Origin of the sequence: Streptomyces sp. BHT-5-2, assembly GCF_019774615.1 — a bacterium.
Taxonomy (GTDB): domain Bacteria; phylum Actinomycetota; class Actinomycetes; order Streptomycetales; family Streptomycetaceae; genus Streptomyces.
On sequence record NZ_CP081497.1, the window covers coordinates 2,676,501 to 2,692,251 of the forward strand.

17 protein-coding genes are annotated in these 15,751 nt (G+C 68.5%); 9 read left to right on the forward strand and 8 right to left on the reverse strand.

Going from position 1 to position 15,751, the window contains the following annotated elements; all coding sequences use genetic code 11:
* Positions 1-25: 25 nt before the first annotated feature.
* A complete protein-coding gene (locus K2224_RS39520) occupies positions 26-697 on the reverse strand; it encodes an SDR family NAD(P)-dependent oxidoreductase (RefSeq protein ID WP_221911892.1) in 672 nt (223 codons plus the stop codon).
* Between the two features lie 224 nt (positions 698-921).
* Positions 922-2,325, reverse strand: a complete 1,404-nt coding sequence (locus K2224_RS39525; protein ID WP_221911893.1) for an MFS transporter — start codon at positions 2,323-2,325, stop codon at positions 922-924.
* Positions 2,326-2,514: 189 nt separating this feature from the next.
* Between K2224_RS39525 and K2224_RS39530 the strand changes: the two genes are divergently transcribed.
* Complete coding sequence (locus K2224_RS39530; protein ID WP_221911894.1) at positions 2,515-3,939, forward strand: amino acid permease; 1,425 nt, start codon at positions 2,515-2,517, stop codon at positions 3,937-3,939.
* 118 nt (positions 3,940-4,057) lie between these two features.
* Here the strand turns inward: K2224_RS39530 and argG are convergent, their stop codons facing one another.
* From argG to K2224_RS39545, 3 genes are all read right to left on the reverse strand, one after another.
* The gene (gene argG / locus K2224_RS39535) at positions 4,058-5,503 is read right to left on the reverse strand and encodes an argininosuccinate synthase (protein ID WP_221911895.1); all 1,446 of its coding nucleotides are present in this window, start codon (positions 5,501-5,503) and stop codon (positions 4,058-4,060) included.
* Between the two features lie 92 nt (positions 5,504-5,595).
* On the reverse strand, positions 5,596-6,144 hold the full coding sequence (locus K2224_RS39540) for an HAD domain-containing protein (protein WP_221911896.1): 549 nt from the start codon (positions 6,142-6,144) through the stop codon (positions 5,596-5,598).
* Positions 6,145-6,345: 201 nt separating this feature from the next.
* Positions 6,346-6,579 (reverse strand): hypothetical protein, encoded by a 234-nt coding sequence (locus tag K2224_RS39545; RefSeq protein WP_221911897.1) that lies wholly within the window; start codon positions 6,577-6,579, stop codon positions 6,346-6,348.
* Positions 6,580-7,276: 697 nt separating this feature from the next.
* Between K2224_RS39545 and K2224_RS39550 the strand changes: the two genes are divergently transcribed.
* The 5 genes from K2224_RS39550 (at position 7,277) to K2224_RS39570 (ending at position 11,169) form a co-directional block, all read left to right on the forward strand.
* A complete protein-coding gene (locus K2224_RS39550) occupies positions 7,277-7,549 on the forward strand; it encodes a hypothetical protein (RefSeq protein WP_221911898.1) in 273 nt (90 codons plus the stop codon).
* A 299-nt stretch (positions 7,550-7,848) separates the two neighbouring features.
* Positions 7,849-8,355 (forward strand): hypothetical protein, encoded by a 507-nt coding sequence (locus tag K2224_RS39555; protein WP_221911899.1) that lies wholly within the window; start codon positions 7,849-7,851, stop codon positions 8,353-8,355.
* Positions 8,356-8,651: 296 nt separating this feature from the next.
* Positions 8,652-8,930, forward strand: coding sequence for a hypothetical protein (locus K2224_RS39560; RefSeq protein ID WP_018537858.1), 279 nt, complete (start codon positions 8,652-8,654; stop codon positions 8,928-8,930).
* A 668-nt stretch (positions 8,931-9,598) separates the two neighbouring features.
* Positions 9,599-10,420, forward strand: a complete 822-nt coding sequence (locus K2224_RS39565) for a hypothetical protein (protein WP_221911900.1) — start codon at positions 9,599-9,601, stop codon at positions 10,418-10,420.
* Positions 10,421-10,890: 470 nt separating this feature from the next.
* Positions 10,891-11,169 (forward strand): hypothetical protein, encoded by a 279-nt coding sequence (locus tag K2224_RS39570; protein ID WP_221911901.1) that lies wholly within the window; start codon positions 10,891-10,893, stop codon positions 11,167-11,169.
* Between the two features lie 862 nt (positions 11,170-12,031).
* On the opposite strand, the gene K2224_RS39575 is transcribed toward K2224_RS39570, so the two are convergent.
* The gene (locus tag K2224_RS39575; protein WP_221912290.1) at positions 12,032-12,301 is read right to left on the reverse strand and encodes a hypothetical protein; all 270 of its coding nucleotides are present in this window, start codon (positions 12,299-12,301) and stop codon (positions 12,032-12,034) included.
* Between the two features lie 320 nt (positions 12,302-12,621).
* On the reverse strand, positions 12,622-12,858 hold the full coding sequence (locus K2224_RS39580) for a hypothetical protein (RefSeq protein ID WP_221911902.1): 237 nt from the start codon (positions 12,856-12,858) through the stop codon (positions 12,622-12,624).
* Positions 12,859-13,536: 678 nt separating this feature from the next.
* On the opposite strand from K2224_RS39580, the gene K2224_RS41840 reads away from it, so the two are divergent.
* Both K2224_RS41840 and K2224_RS39590 read left to right on the forward strand, forming a co-directional pair.
* A complete protein-coding gene (locus tag K2224_RS41840) occupies positions 13,537-14,133 on the forward strand; it encodes a hypothetical protein (protein ID WP_398197352.1) in 597 nt (198 codons plus the stop codon).
* Between the two features lie 131 nt (positions 14,134-14,264).
* Positions 14,265-14,615 (forward strand): hypothetical protein, encoded by a 351-nt coding sequence (locus K2224_RS39590; protein WP_221911903.1) that lies wholly within the window; start codon positions 14,265-14,267, stop codon positions 14,613-14,615.
* Positions 14,616-14,867: 252 nt separating this feature from the next.
* Here K2224_RS39590 and K2224_RS39595 read toward each other — a convergent pair whose 3' ends face one another.
* Positions 14,868-15,155, reverse strand: coding sequence for a hypothetical protein (locus K2224_RS39595; RefSeq protein WP_221911904.1), 288 nt, complete (start codon positions 15,153-15,155; stop codon positions 14,868-14,870).
* A gap of 370 nt (positions 15,156-15,525) precedes the next feature.
* Here K2224_RS39595 and K2224_RS39600 point away from each other — a divergent pair, with 370 nt between their 5' ends.
* On the forward strand, positions 15,526-15,705 hold the full coding sequence (locus K2224_RS39600; RefSeq protein ID WP_221911905.1) for a hypothetical protein: 180 nt from the start codon (positions 15,526-15,528) through the stop codon (positions 15,703-15,705).
* Positions 15,706-15,751 lie beyond the last annotated feature (46 nt).

Here is a 15,751-nt window from a genome sequence, read left to right on the forward strand (position 1 = left end):
CCCACACCACAGCCCACCCCGCTCGCTACCCCACGACCTCCACCGCACCATCGCGCAGCACGACGTCCTGCTCCCACTCATCAGCCGACTGCCCGGCGACCCGTACGTAATGCTCGGCGATCCGCTCGGGGGCGAGCGCGGAGCCAGGGACGACCGGCCCGCCGACGGTGATGGTGGCGATGTGCACGCCCTGCGGCCCGAACTCGTCCGCCAGCACCGAACGGGCCGCGCGCAGCCCGGCCTTGCCTATGGAAAGGCTGGTCGCCGCGGCGCGTGCGCTCGGCATCCCGGACGTGAGCAGCACGCTGCCACCACCGGCCGCCGCCATCCGCGGCGCCAGGTGTGTCACCGCGCTCACCGCACCGACCACGTTGACCTGTAGCGTCGCGGTCAGTTCCGCGGCGGACAGCTCGCCGGGACGGTCGTAGCGGACCCAGGCGGCGTTGTAGACCAGTACGTCCGGAACGCCGAGCCGCTCGACGGCGGCGTCCAGCCCGGAGCGCAGCGATGCCTCGTCGGCTGCGTCGGCCAGCAGGCCGAAAGCCTTGCCGCCGATCTGCTCGACCGCGCCGACGGCCTCGTCGACGGTGGACCGGGAGCGGGCCAGCACTGCCACCGGCGAGCCCTCCCGGGCGAAGCGACGAGCCACCGCCTGACCGATACCGGGCCCCGCGCCGATCACGAACGTTCCACCCATGGTGCGTCAACTTCCTTTCGGTGGCACCGGGGCACTCGACTGCCACCGATCAGATCCGCCGCAAGGGGAACACCGGCCGGTCACCTCCCTATTCCTCCCTCCGCCACACCGGCCTGGGCGCGGCCTACGTGCCGGCAGCCCGACTCGCCACCTCGACTCGCCGCCCGAACTCACCGCGCCCCAAAGCCAGTCAGCGCCGCCGACCGACAGTTGCTCCCGCAGGGCTACTCCCGTAGGGCCCGCCGGTGGTCGTCGCCCCTCAGGGTGGCCAGGGCGACGGCTCCGAGCGCACAGGTGACGACCACGTAGTAGGCGGGAATGTCGGGGTCACCGGTGCGCTGGACGAGTTCGGTGATGAGCAGGCCCGCGCAGCCGGAGAAGACCGCGTTCGCCAGTGCGTAGGCCACGCCCAGGCCGGTGTGCCGGGCCCGGGTGGGGAACATCTCGGCCAGCATCGCCGGGCCCGGACCGGCCAGCAGGCCCACCAGGACACCCGCGAGCGCCACCGCTCCGCCCATCAGCCACACGGGGGAGCGGCGGTCCTGCACCACATGGAGCAGCGGTAGCGCGGCGAGCGCGGCGAGGACGGCACCGGTGACCATGACCGGTCTCCGGCCCATCCGGTCGCTCAGCCGGCCCGCCGGCAGGATCGCGGCGGCGAAACCGAGGTTGGCGACCACCGCGGCCAACAGCGCCTGGCGCGGGCTGCGCCCCACCGTCTGCTGAAGGTAGGTCGGCAGCACCACGAGGAACGTGTATCCGGCCGCCGACCACGCCATGAGCCGTCCGCACCCCAGCACGACCGTGGACACCACGACCACCCCGCGCCCGGCCCGCCGCCCAGCGGACCCACCCTCCGCTACCTGCGCCCGCCACCCCTCGGGCGCAACCTCAGCACCCCCACCACCCTCAGGACCTCCAGCACCCTCGGCAACAGGCTCCTGCCGCGCCCGCAGAAACGCCGGGGACTCCGCCAACCGCAGCCGCAGCCACAGCGCGACCGCCCCCATCGGCAGCGCCGCCAGGAACGGCAGCCGCCAGCCCCACGCCGTGATCTGTTCCGTCGTCAGCAGGGCCGTCACCAGCGTCGCGGCCGCGGCCCCCACCAGCAGCCCGAGCGCGACGGTGAGCGACTGCCACGCGCCGTACGTCCCCCGTTTCCCCGCCGGCGCGCACTCCGTCATCAGGGCCACCGCGCCGCCGAACTCCCCGCCCGCCGACAGGCCCTGCACGATCCGTAACGCCGTCAGCAACCAGGGCGCGGCGGCACCGACGGTGGCATACGTGGGCAGCAGACCGATCGCCGCCGTCGCCGAGGTCATGGCCAGGACCGCGACGACCAGCGCCGGCCGCCGCCCGAAGCGGTCGCCGAACCGGCCGAGGAGGAACGCCCCCACCGGCCGGAAGAAGAACGCCAGCGCGAACGACGCATACGTCCTGACCAGCGCCTCCGCGGCGCCGCCGCCCCGCGGGGTGAAGAAGCCGGCCGCGATGACGGTGGCGAAGTACGCGTAGACGCCGAACTCGTACCACTCGATGAGGTTGCCGACCGCACCCGCGACCACGCTCCGGCGCGTGAGCGCCGCCCTGGCCGTCCCGCTCCGCGGCCCCTCCGTGTAGGTCGTCATGGCAGGAAGCCTTCCCCGCACCCGCCTCCCCGACCGACCGGTGCGCCACCGGACGAACACGCCGCGTACGTGATCGCGCCCTCACCGCCGGTGATCACGGTGTCCGAATAGCGGGCGTTCACTCCGGACACGGACCATGCCGCCCAGACTCGTCAGGCTCATCGAACGTCCCAATGAACAGGCACGACCATGACTCGGACTTTCACCCGGTCGCCCCAGGGTTCCCCGCAGGCCGTGCAGGATGACGCGCCTGTCCTGTCGCACGGGCTCAAACAGCGCCATCTGTCGATGATCGCGCTCGGCGGAGTCATCGGCGCCGGGCTCTTCGTCGGCTCCGGAGTCGGCATCGCCGCCGCCGGCCCGGCCATCGTCCTTCTCTTCGCCGCCACCGGCGCACTGGTCATGCTGATCATGCGGATGCTCGGCGAGATGTCGGCGGCCCGGCCCTCCACCGGCTCGTTCTCCGTGCACGCCGAGGAGGAACTCGGCTCCTGGGCGGGCACCACCTCGGGCTGGATGTACTGGCTGATGCTCTGCGCCGGCGTGGCCGCCGAGGCCACCGCCGCGGGCGCGATCATGCACACCTGGGTGTCGTTCATCCCCGCCTACGGCTGGGTGGCGATCTTCATGGCGTTCTTCTGCGCCAGCAACCTGACGGCGGTCAAGAACTTCGGCGAGTTCGAGTTCTGGTTCGCGGCCATCAAGGTGACCGTGATCGTCGCGTTCCTGGTGCTCGGCGTACTCGGCATCCTCGGGGTGTTCGGCACGGCACCGGGCACCACCCACCTCACCGGCCACGGCGGCTTCTTCCCGACCGGCGCCGCCGGCCTCGCCGCCGGCCTGCTGACCACCATTTCCGGCTTCGCCGGCCTGGAGACCGTCACCATCGCGGCGGCGGAGTCCGACAAGCCCAGCCACAACGTCGCCCGCGCCGTGCGCACCGCCGTCTGGCGCATCGCCGTCTTCTACATCGGCTCCATGGCCGTGGTCGTCACCCTGGTGCCGTGGAACGACCCGAAGGTCGCCACGGCCGGCCCCTACGTCACCGTGCTCGACCGGCTCGGCATCCCCGCCGCCGGCACGATCATGCAGATCGTGGTGCTGATCGCGCTGCTCTCGGCGATGAACGCCAACATCTACGGCTCGTCGCGGATGGCGTACTCCCTGGTCAGCCGCGGCCAGGGCCCGCGCTTCCTGGGCAAGGTCACCCGGGGCATCCCGGCCGCCGCCGTACTGGCCTCCTGCGTCTTCGGCTTCGTCGCGGTGATCGCCGGGATCGTCTGGCCCCACACGGTCTTCGCCTGGCTGCTGAACATCGCCGGCTGCTCGGTACTGGTCGTCTGGTCGATCGTCTGCCTCACCCAGGTGAAGATGCGCCGCCGCCTGGAGCGCGAGGCGCCCGAGAAGCTCATGGTGCGGATGTGGGGCTTCCCGTATCTGACCTGGCTGGCGTTCGCCGCCATCCTCGGCGTCTTTGCCGTCATGGCCGGCAGCACGGACGGCCGCCACCAGCTGATCGGCACGGCCGTCGTGGTGGCCGCGCTGGTGATCGCCGACCGCCTCAAGGGCCGCCGCGCCGGCCGGAGCGTCGACACCGACACCACCCGGGCGTAACCCCGACGAGGACTCGCCCCTCTGCCACCACTCCTGGCCAACGAGAAGGCCGGCCCGACGCTCCACGTCGGGCCGGCCTTCTGCCTTTCGGCCGAGTCCCCCTGCTAGCCGCTCCGGGTCAGTCCGTACCGAACTCCATCGCCGCGCGGTCCAGCATCTCCTCGTCGTCGGAGACCTCGCCGCGGGAGGCGATGGCCTCGGCGCCGCCCTCCGGCAGGGTGCCGATCAGCCCGGTCGCGGCCGCCTGCGCGGCCCCGATGGCGGGGTTGGCGGTGCCGATCAGGCCGAGTCCGGCGTACTGCTCCAGCTTGGCGCGCGAGTCGGCGATGTCGAGGTTGCGCATGGTCAGCTGGCCGATCCGGTCCACCGGACCGAAGGCCGAGTCCTCGGTGCGCTCCATGGACAGCTTGTCCGGGTGGTAGCTGAACGCCGGGCCCGTGGTGTCCAGGATCGAGTAGTCCTCACCGCGCCGCAGCCGCAGCGTGACCTCACCGGTGACCGCGGCGCCGACCCAGCGCTGCAGCGACTCCCGGATCATCAGCGCCTGCGGGTCCAGCCACCGGCCCTCGTACATCAGCCGGCCCAGGCGCCGGCCCTCGACGTGGTACTGGGCGAGGGTGTCCTCGTTGTGGATCGCGTTGACCAGCCGCTCGTACGCGGCGTGCAGCAGGGCCATGCCCGGCGCCTCGTAGATGCCGCGGCTCTTGGCCTCGATGATCCGGTTCTCGATCTGGTCGGACATGCCCAGCCCGTGCCGGCCGCCGATGGCGTTGGCCTCCATCACCAGATCGACGGCGGAGGCGAACTCCTTGCCGTTGATCGTCACCGGCCGGCCCTGGTCGAAGCCGATCGTGACGTCCTCGGGGAGGATCTCCACCTCCGGGTCCCAGAACCGCACGCCCATGATCGGCTCGACGGTCTCGACGCCGGTGTCCAGGTGCTCCAGCGTCTTGGCCTCGTGGGTGGCGCCCCAGATGTTGGCATCGGTGGAGTACGCCTTCTCCGTGCTGTCCCGGTAGGGGAGGCCGTGGGCGAGCAGCCACTCCGACATCTCCTTGCGGCCGCCCAGCTCGGTCACGAAGTCCGCGTCCAGCCACGGCTTGTAGATCCGCAGGTTCGGGTTGGCGAGCAGACCGTAGCGGTAGAACCGCTCGATGTCGTTGCCCTTGAACGTCGAGCCGTCACCCCAGATCTGCACGTTGTCCTCGAGCATCGCCCGGACCAGGAGCGTGCCGGTGACCGCGCGGCCGAGCGGCGTGGTGTTGAAGTAGGCGCGCCCGCCCGAGCGGATGTGGAACGCCCCGCAGGTCAGCGCGGCCAGGCCCTCCTCGACCAGGGCCGCACGGCAGTCGACCAGGCGCGCGATCTCGGCACCATAGGTCTTGGCACGGCCGGGCACCGAGGCGATGTCGGGCTCGTCGTACTGGCCGATGTCGGCGGTGTACGTGCACGGGATGGCGCCCTTGTCACGCATCCACGCGACCGCGACGGACGTGTCGAGGCCGCCCGAGAAGGCGATGCCGACGCGCTCGCCGGCGGGGAGGGAGGTGAGGACCTTAGACATGGGAAGATTATGCATAACAACGCATGGCCATGCAACCCCATGCGAGGCAAGACCTAACCCGCCCCGATGACGGGCGCCCGCCGAAGCCGCAATCAGTCCAAACCCGACGCCCAGGCGGCCAGCACTCCGAAGTCGTCCTCGGTCAGCCCGACCCGGGGATCTGTCCGATGCAGAAGTGCAGGGCCTCGATGCCGGTTCCGCACCCAGGCACGGTCCGTATCGGTGATCTCGTCGTCCACCCAGGCGAACGCCCGCCCCGCCACCCAGGCGACGATCTCCGGCGTCTTCCAGAACACCCCGCCCCCGGGTTCCGGCCGCGGCACGGTCCACGAGATGACAGGCAGCGCGGGCAGCCCCAGAATCGGCGCAACGAACTCATTGGCCTCGTCCTCCCAAGTCGTCGCCCAGACCAGGTCGAAGGGAAGCGCATCAAGCGCCGGACCGTGCGCAGGGTTCAGCCATACCCGAAGCGGCTTGACCCGCCCGTCCGGTATACCCCACGCAGCCAGCCGCCGCCGCTCGGCTGCCTCCCAACGGGGCGTCAACAGCCGGTGAGTCCGGTAGCCATTGGGGCGTCGTTGCGGTTGCGCGGCATACGGATTCAACGGACCATCCACGTCCACCAACAGCAATGGGCGCATCCACCCACCCCCTCCCGCCCGCAACGTATCGCCCGACCACCAACCCAACCAGCGCAATTCCACCAGGCAACACGACTGCGTCGGCCCGCTACGAGACCCCGCGCGGCCTGCGAGGACGGGCAAACGGCCCCGGCGCCCGAGCTCGTTGCCCTGACGCCGAGGCCGTTACAGGTAATTTACGCGGCTGGTGACACGAGCTGCCTAGCGGCAGTTGCCCATGCTGGTGCCCTGTCCACCGGGGCTGCCTTCACCGTTGATCAGGTTGGCCAGCAGGCCGTTGAGGATTCCCACCTCGCCGAGGATGTCGAGGTTCAGCTCGTGGTTGTGGCAGCTCCCGTGCTCCCCCATGCCCTGGGCCTGGGCGGTACCGGAGCCGAGCAGGCTGACGCTACCGATCACGGCAACAACCGCAGCAGCCTTGCGAAGCTTGTGCATTTCTCCTCCAGAGAATCGATGTCGAGCAGGCATCAAAGATCGACTTTGCGCTGATATCGGAGGCTAATGCGATATGCGCCACCGCGCTCTTCGGCGATGGCATCCGGGGGGTGGGGTCGCCACGACCGGTCCGCGCGGCGCAGCGCGATCGGCCCATCACGCACCCGAAGTGACAACCCCTCAACCTCTCGAACCGTCAGCGCCTGTGCCCTGCAACGGTTTCGGGCGAAAGCCGTCGGACGTCGATGACTGCGACGCACCCCGGTGAGCCCCGGGAGGGCGGCTCGGCGGTGGCACGAGCGGAGGCCCGGAAGACGCCGAGGCGAGCGACTGCTGGAGGGGAAGTCCTTTGCCGCGGACTTCATCGATGATCAGGCGATCCCCGGTGCTGACGCGTACGACGGCGTAGACGAAGACCAGGCCGCCCACCACACTCAACGCACCGGTCTACACAGCGAGGTTCTGCGAAAAAATCCCGCCATGAACGGCAGCGAAGGCGAGTTCGCCGCGACCGCCACCTCACCACCCGTCAGGAATTCGACCCGGACCCACGAAGGCCCCGCCGAGCACGGCTCGCCTCCGGTCACTGACGCAGACGCGTCGGCCAAGACAAGAAAATGGCCCACGCCTGCATTCCGACCCGGCCCACCCATACCAGCTTCACCACAACAACGGTCGCCCGCCCGCAAGTTCACCGATGACCGACATCGCCGCCGCCGTAACGATCAGCCAGCCCCCATCCGTTGAGGAGCGTCGCCGCACACCGAAGGACGCCGAAGTGGTCGAAGTAACAGTCAACTTCGCTCAGCAGCGTCACCGAAACCCGCCCACAGTGATGCCGCACCCTTCCACGAAGGCAAAGAATCCGGCACTCCAAATGATTCATACCGGTGGGCAAATGGGTGACCCTGCATTGATTCCCGTGACCCGCCCAGACGATGAACCGTTCCCCGCTGGGAGAGAACAGTGAACGGGCCTACGGGCCGCCGGCCGGGGCCCTCTCTCGTCCCAGGCGTCGGAGCGGCCCACGGCAACGATTTCGACATGCCGTCCGAAGCGGATCAGAGGAGGGGCGATGGACCGCGCCATCGAATCCGAGACGCCGTGGACGGCTTCACGACGTGCGTTGCCGCGGCCCTGCGGGAGACTTCGCCCGTCGTTCGAGACGAAGTGCGCAAGATGCGAAGCCCGGGGTCATCTCTGTTTGCGCACTCAAGACATCGATAAGTAATCGGATTTCCATACAGGTCATGAAGGGCCGAGGGTTTCATGCGCAAGCTTCATCAGGTCGCGCTCGCCGTCGCAGCGGCTGGCGGTCTGTCCACCATCGGCGCCAGCGCCAGCCAGGCCGACGCTCCTGCGGGGTACAACGGCGCCGCCCCGTCCACCGCTACGCAACCGGACACTCCTCAGGCCGAAGCCTGGACTGCCTCAGGGGCCACTTCGCACACTTACGGATCGCACGGCGGCCCGCAGCAGGGCGCCGCGCCGCAGCAGGCCGCGGCCCCGCAGACCCTCGCTCCGCAGGCCGGTCCGGAGGTGTCGCCGCAGCTCAGCCCGCAGTTCAACCCGCAGCTCTCGCCGCAGGTCTCGCAGGTCGCGCCGCAGTCCGGTCCGCAGGACCAGAACAACCTCTTCCGCCCGTACCAGGAGTGCAGCCCGCAGTCGCTGCTCGACGCCAACGTCCCGATCGGGCTGCTGGCCACGCCTGAGACCCGCGGTTTCAGCTGCGCGCAGACCAACTCCCAGGCCAACGCCCACGCCACATCGAAGTAGCGGGTCCGCTACGGTCGCCGGCCCTTCGAGGGGTATCCCTCGAAGGGCCTTTGTGCGCGCCCTCGATGAGCAAGTCCCCGCCCCACGGTGGCCGCAGCGCACGGGTCGCGAAGAAGCCGAAATCCGTTCCGTTCTCAACGAAACCTGAACTGTTCAGGTTCCGGGCTCACTTCCAAAATCTTCAGTCGCATAATCCGGCGCGTCGCTCAAGAGCGGTGGATATTTCGTATTAGCCTCCACAACTGTACGAAGTCGGTACACCGCAGATCACATCGGCTCAAACTTCCGGAGAAGAAATGCGCAAGCTTTACAAGGCGGCCGTTCTGGCTGCCGCCATCGGTAGCGTTGGCTTCCTCGGCGCCGGCACTGCCAATGCCCTTGGCGGGCAGGGCGGCGGCCAGTTCGACATCAAGCAGGGCAGCCAGTGCCGCTCCCATGACCTGAACGTGGACGTCCTCGGTGAGGTCGGCATCCTCAATGGCCTGCTGGGCAGCGCGCTCAACGGCGAGGGCTCGCCGGGTGCGCAGGCCACCCACATGGGCTCGACCATGGGCTGCAACAACAGCGCATTCTGAGCCGCGAGCAGCCGAGTAGTTCACCCATAGGGTTCTCGACGCCGGGCCGCGAGGCCGGCGTCGAGAACCCTTTTGGCATTTCGGAAAGTCGTTTTATCTTTCGGTCGGTTCGGCCCCCGCGATGCTGACGCTGTGTTCGCGTACTGCCCAGTGCGCGAACGGCAACGACCACATCGCTCAACTGAGTTCGGTAAATGACCGGTGAGCGGCCGAAGTTAGCGAGTGCGCAAGCGAGACGGAACCGTTCGGACTTCCCGCGGCCAGCACCGACACCCCAAATGATTCATGCCGCTGCGCAAACGGGTGACCCTGTATTGGTTCCCGTGACCAGGCCCGGCGATCTGACGTTCCTCGGTGGGAGAGAACAGCGAAGGGGCTTATGGGCCGCTGACCGGGAGGGCTTCTCCTTCCTGGTGCGGACGGCCTGCGGCGACGGTGTCGACATGGTGCCCGACGTGAATCGGAGGAGGGGCGTTGCGCTGCGCCATTGAATCCGACGGCCGTTGGGGAGTGCTACGACTGGTGTTGTCGCGGCCCTGCGGGTGGCTCCCGCCGTGCTTTTGCACGGGGTGCGCAGGGTGTGCAGCCCGCGATTACCTCCGTTTGCGCACTCAAGACATCGATTAGTAATCAGATTTCCATACAGGCAATGAAGGGCCGAGGGTTTCATGCGCAAGCTTCATCAGATCGCGCTCGTCGTCGCAGCGGCTGGCGGTCTGTCCACCATCGGCGCCGGCGTGAGCCATGCAGATGCTCCTGCCGGGTACAACGGCGCCGCCCCGCCCACTGCTCCTCAGGCCCCGGCTCCGCAGCAGTACGCTCCTGCTCCGCAGTACGCGCAGCAGCCGGCCCCCGCTCCGGCTCCGGCCCCTGCTCCGCAGCAGTACGCACCGGCTCCGGCCCCTGCCCCGCAGCCGGCCCCGCAGTACGCCCCGCAGCCGGCACCTGCTCCAGCCCCTGCTCCGCAGTACGCGCAGCAGCCGGCCCCCGCTCCGGCTCCGGCCCCTGCTCCGCAGCAGTACGCACCGGCTCCGGCTCCGGCCCCTGCCCCGCAGCCGGCCCCGCAACCTGCGCCGCAGTACGCTCAACCCCAGTCGGCCCCGCAGGCTCCTGCTCAGCAGCACTGGGACGGTCCGCGCGCCAGCGCAGCGGTCGCCTCGCAGGGCGCAGCGCAGGCTTCCAGCTCTGCTCCGAGTTCGCAGCAGTCCTCCACTCCGCAGTCCTCGGCCCCGTCCTCGGCTCCGGAGGTCGCCCCCCAGGCGTCCCCGCAGGTCCAGCCCCAGGTCGCACCGCAGGTGGCCGTTCCGCAGGTCTTCTCCCCGCAGCCATCCCCGCGGGTGGCGCCCCAGGTGAACCCCCAGTTCAACCCGGCGGTCAATCCGCTGGTCAACCCGCTGATCTCGCCGGACGTTCCGCACGTGAACCCGCTCGGCATGGGTCGACTGGCGGCGCCGCCGCTGGGACAGGTCGACCTGCCCCGCATGGCCTGAGCGTTCGAGGGCACTCCTGAGCGCCGATCAGGGAGCTCGGTGGCAGCGGATGCCCCACCGCGTCGACTGTCAGCGGGTGCCTGGTAGCAGTCGATGCCGGTAGCAGCACGGCCTAACAGGCCGATTCTGCCAGCGAGTTGGAGTTCGTTCGTACCCAGGGGCAAGGACCGGATCCGGCCCGTCTGATCTCGCAACAGGCACGGCGCCGGACGCAGTTGTTCGGCGCCCGCCGCCCTACCCGCCCGCGCTCCTGGCCGTCCGGGCCCGCCCAGCGACTCGCCGCCCCGCCACAGCACCGATCGGCCCGGCGCCACGGCACTTCCAAGGCACGACACCCTCCGCGCCGAGCGCGCAGGTGTCCTGCCCGTTCCGGCCCACCGATGCCGCACCATGAGGCACACCCTCGCGTGCCTCCGGGGCGGCACACCCAGTCCACTGCACATCACAACCGCTCAATCACCGGAGAAGACATGCGCAAGTTCCACAAGGTCGCCGTTGTGGCCGCCGCACTCGGCAGCGTTGGCGCTTTCGGCGCAGGCACCGCCTACGCCCACGGCGAGCCGGGCGCCCACGACACCGACCTCACACAGGGAACCGAGTGCCGTTCGCACGACATGAACATCAGTGTCCTCGGGACGGTCGGAGCGCTCAACGGCACACTGGGCAACGCGCTCAACGGCGAGGGCTCGCCGGGCTCGCAGCCCACTCACCTGGGCTCGAACTTCCACTGCAACAACGGCGTCTCCTGAACGACCGCCGCTGGTACGGAGCTGTCCTCGTCCCGGTGCCGAGTCACGAGCTCGGCACCGGGACTCGCCTTGTGTCCGGGCCCGGCCCACCTGCCGTGCGCTCCGGACCGCGTGGTGCGGAACCTGCCGGTATGCGGACCACCAACTCGTCCGTATGACCGGCGGCCCAACCGGGACATGGTGAATGGCCGGACCGACGGCAACGCGGTCCGGCCATTCACCGTTTGGCGGGGCGTTCTCAGCGAACGATCACCCCATGATCAGGCGGAGTGGGGAAGCGGCCGGCGATGCGGCTCATCCCTCTGCGCCGTCGCCTGTTTGAGGAGAGGCGCTACCCGAGCCGTCGCTTGACTGGGGAGAGGCACTACCCGACTGGGGAGATGTACTACCCGACTGGGGCGAGCCGCCACTCGTTTGGGAAGACGTTTCGCCAGGCACTCGGGCCGAGTTGTTGCAGGCGATGGAGGGACCGACCTGCATGCTTCCCGGGTTGAGGAGCCCGTGCGCGGGGATGGAGAGAGGCGACGTCGGCTCGCAGCTCTGCACCTGGTTGACGGCGTATCTGCCGTCCTCGTTGGCGCCGGCAGTTCGCTGGAGGCAGGTGACATTGCCCTGGACGTCACGGGTGCAGAGTCCTCTGGAGTCTGCGGCGTGTGCCTGGGGGGCGATGACACAGGCGGTGGTGAGGCCGCCCAGCAGTGCCATGGTGGCTGCGATCTTCTTCCGACTGAACATGTACGACGTTCCTTTGTGATCGATGCTCGGATGCGGTGTTCTGCGAACGGACCGCACCCGAGCTCTGAGAGTGCCGAAGGGGCTCTGGTGTCCGGGCCCGAAGGCCGGACACCAGAGCCCCGGCCGGTTACTTGCCGATGCTGTTGTTGCAGCCGATGCTCGAGCCGATCGGGCTGGACTGCGCTCCGGGAGAGCCCTCGCCGTTGAGCGCGCTACCCAGCAGGCCGTTGAGGATGCCGACCTCGCCGAGCACGTCGACGTTCAGGTCGTGCGTGCGGCACTGGGAGCCTTGGCCGAAGTGGCTCCCGCCGCCCCCGGCGTACGCGGTGCCCGCGCCGAAGAATCCAACGCTACCGAGGGCGACGGCCACGACAGCAACCTTCTGAAGCTTACGCATTTCTTTCTCCATGATTGTCCGGAAGTGATCGGAGATCGACTGCTTCATGCAGTTGCGGATAGTTAATACGAAAGATCTGCGGTTGCTGAGCGACGCGCCGGATGTTAGAGCCGTCTTGGTCGAGCTTGGCGCCTGCAACGATCCCAAGTTCCTGGTTGGTTGGGGAAACAACGGGCCGAGAGCGCCGCGAACGCTGCCTGGCGAACCACTCGTTCGGCCGAGTGGCCTGCGCCCCACTTGCAGGACACAAGAAAGCGGGCCTTTCGGGAAGAGTCCCGAAAGGCCCGCGATCGATGTCGGGGTGCGGCTGTCCCGTCGCCTTACTTGGTGAAGGAGTGGTTGAACTGGCCGCAGGTGGTGCCCCAGGTCTCGGGAACGGCGAGTACGCCGAGCGGGAGGTTGGCCTCGGCCACGGTCTGCGGGCTGCACTCCTGGTACGGGCGGAAGAGCTCGTTGTGGGCCTTGCCGCCGTGGGCGTAGGCAGTGCCGACCCCGGCGCCGACAGCGGACAGACCGCCGGCAGCGGCGACGAGCATGACCTGTTGAAGCTTGCGCATGGAACCCTCGACCTTCGTACCTGTACTTAAGCCCAACTTGCTGGCTGTGACTGCGCGAACACTAGCAGTAGCCAATCTGGGCGTTCCACTCCGTTGCGTGCCTTGTGTCGGGTGGCTGACGGCCAGTCAATCCGCCTGTGGTGGCTGCCTGCTGCTTTGCTGCCGCGAGCGGCGAAATGGCCAGGTGGGGAGTAGGGGGAGTCCCGGGTTCGGCGAAGTGTTCTCTCCTGTTCTTTCGATGGCGGTCTGGCGACGCCGATGGCAAATGGGTGACGATTGACCGGCCCCCGTACCCCTGTTGGGGGCCTGCGTCGTTTCTCTGTCGGAGAGGGCAGAAGGAGTGCGCGACGGATGCCGCTCCGGATGTCCCGAGGGGTCTCATGTGCGCCTTCGGCTCGCCGTGCAGGCGTCAAACGGGCTTCCTTGTGGGCCTGTTGGGCGTCTTTCGGCGTGGAGGCGGGGAGATGGGTGCGAGTTCCCCTTTCGTGGTGCGCAATATGGGAGTGCGCCGGGATTGATCGGTGGCAGCCGTGAGGGGCGGGACTTCGCCTTGCGGGAACGACACGAAGTGTGTAGTGGGGCGAAATCCACGGTTGACTACTCTGGGTGTGCATATACTCACACTAGGTAATCGCGGCATGTTCATCTCCATCCACGCAATCAAGGATCAAGGGTTCCATGCGCAAACTTCAGAGAGTCGCCATCGTCGTCGCAGCCGTGGGCTGCCTCACCACCGTCAGTGCCGGGGTCAGCATGGCCGACGGGTACGGCTCCGGCCCGGAGGTCACCGCCTGGGCCGTCTCTGCCTCGGGCGCCTCCGCCAATGGCGGTGGACATGGTGGTCCGCAGGCCGCTCCGCAGGCAGCCCCCGAGGCGCCCGCTCCGGCGCCGGCCCCGCAGGCAGCCCCTGCTCCCGCTCCTGCTCCGGCCCCCGCTCCGGCCCCGCAGGCGGCCCCGCCGGCTCCGGCGCCCGCTCCGGCTCCGCAGGCAGCCCCTGCTCCGGCCCCCGCTCCGGCGCCGGCCCCGCAGGTCCAGCAGGCCCCGGTCCAGCAGGGCCCGGCTCAGGAGTCCCGCTCCGAGCGCCCTCGTGACGTGGCGGTCCGGCAGAACACCATGTGCCGGTCGCACGACCTGAACGTCAACGTTCTCGGCCAGGTCGGTCTCCTGAACGGTGTGTTGGGCAACGCGCTCAACGGCGAAGGCCGTGGTGGCAACCAGGGGACCCGTCAGGGTTCGAACATGGGCTGCGACAACGCCGCTGCCCTGCGCAAGTAAGTAGGACGGGGTTCTGGTGTCCGGCCTTCGGGTCCGGGCACCAGAACCCTTTTTCGGCATTCTCCGGGCTCGGGCGTGAGCCCGTTCGTGGTGTCTCGCGCCCGGGTGTCAACCACAAAGGAACGCAGAAGATGTTGAGTCGGAAGAAGATCGCAGCGATCGTGGCAATGATGGGCGGCTTCACCGCAGCCTGCGCCATCGCCCCTCAAGCGCACGCAGTAGAGGGGGACCACTGCAACCGCGGCGAAACGGGCAACAAGGTCTGCGTTCACAAGTACTCGGCCGTCTACCGGACGAAGGACGGCCGGCGCATCATCATCGACCAGGAGCAGCGTTGTGCGACGGCCGCCCGGCAGCGTGTGGTGTGGCCCGAGGAGGGTCTCGTGGGTCAGGAGGGGGAGACGGACATCGGTCCGCGCATGAACTGCTCCAACCACATGCAGCTCCCCAAGAGCTTCAAGCGGGCTCGCTCCGACTTCTGAGTGGCATGTGATTGAGGGCCGGCCCGGGAGATCCCGAGCCGGCCGCAGTACTGCGGGGTCGGTCCCTTTGACGGTGACCGGCCCCGCAGCTGTGTGTTCGGGCCTGTTGGGCGCGGGGTGTTGGGGATGCGTGGCCTGTTCGTCGTTCGGCGGCGTCTGCTCGGCCGAGAGGGGATGCAAAGCCGAGAGGGGACACAAAAGGGTTCCGGCGTCCGGTCTGCGGACCGGACGCCGGAACCCGTGCGCTGGTGGCTACTTGTTGAACGCGCTGTTGTCGCAGCCCATGGACGAGCCCATGTGCGTGTTCTGTGCGCCCGGCGAGCCCTCGCCGTTGAGCAGGTTTCCGCCGAGACCGTTTGCGATGCCGACTTCGCCGAGGATATCGACGTTCGTGTCGTGTGATCTACACATGGCGCTCTGCTTGATGTCGAAGCGGCCCTGGGGGCCTCCGCCGCCGTCGGCATTTGCGGTGCTGGCACCGAGAATGCTGACGCTACCGAGGACGGCAGCCACGACAGCGGCCTTGTGAAGCTTGCGCATTTCATCTCCGGTGAATCGAGCGGTTGAGGTCGTTATGTAACGACTTCGTACAGCTGGGGAGGCTAATACGAAATGCCTCTGAAGTCCCATAGCGACGCGCCGGATTGTATGATGCGAATTTTTTGCCTGTTGACGGAAGGGGAGGGACGGCGGTGGACATCCGGCGGGATTTGACCCTGAGGGTCTACATCCATTTCAGATTATCGCAGCGAATTTAATTATTTTCGGTGTGCGGATGATTTCTCTGCGACTTTCGCGATCGCGCGATCAGGTGATCGCCTGGCGTGGACGAGAGGGGGTGTGGTGGCGCGGGTGCCAGGGTGGCCTGAGCCAACCGCACGTCAGCACACGAGATGAAGCAGGAGCCGTCATGCGCCGTGTCCTCGCCAGTCTTCTGGGATCCCTCGCGCTCGCAGGGATTGTCGCTGTACCTGCCCATGCCGGCGGGCTCGGCGCAGGTGCCACCGGGGTCATCGGTGCCCCGCTGACCGTTGTCAGCGATCTCGGTCCACTACATTTCGGCCGGCTGCCGCTGTTCGGTGGTCGTTGATCGTTCCATGGCGGTCGGGGCGCCCCGCGGATGTTCCGTGGGGCGT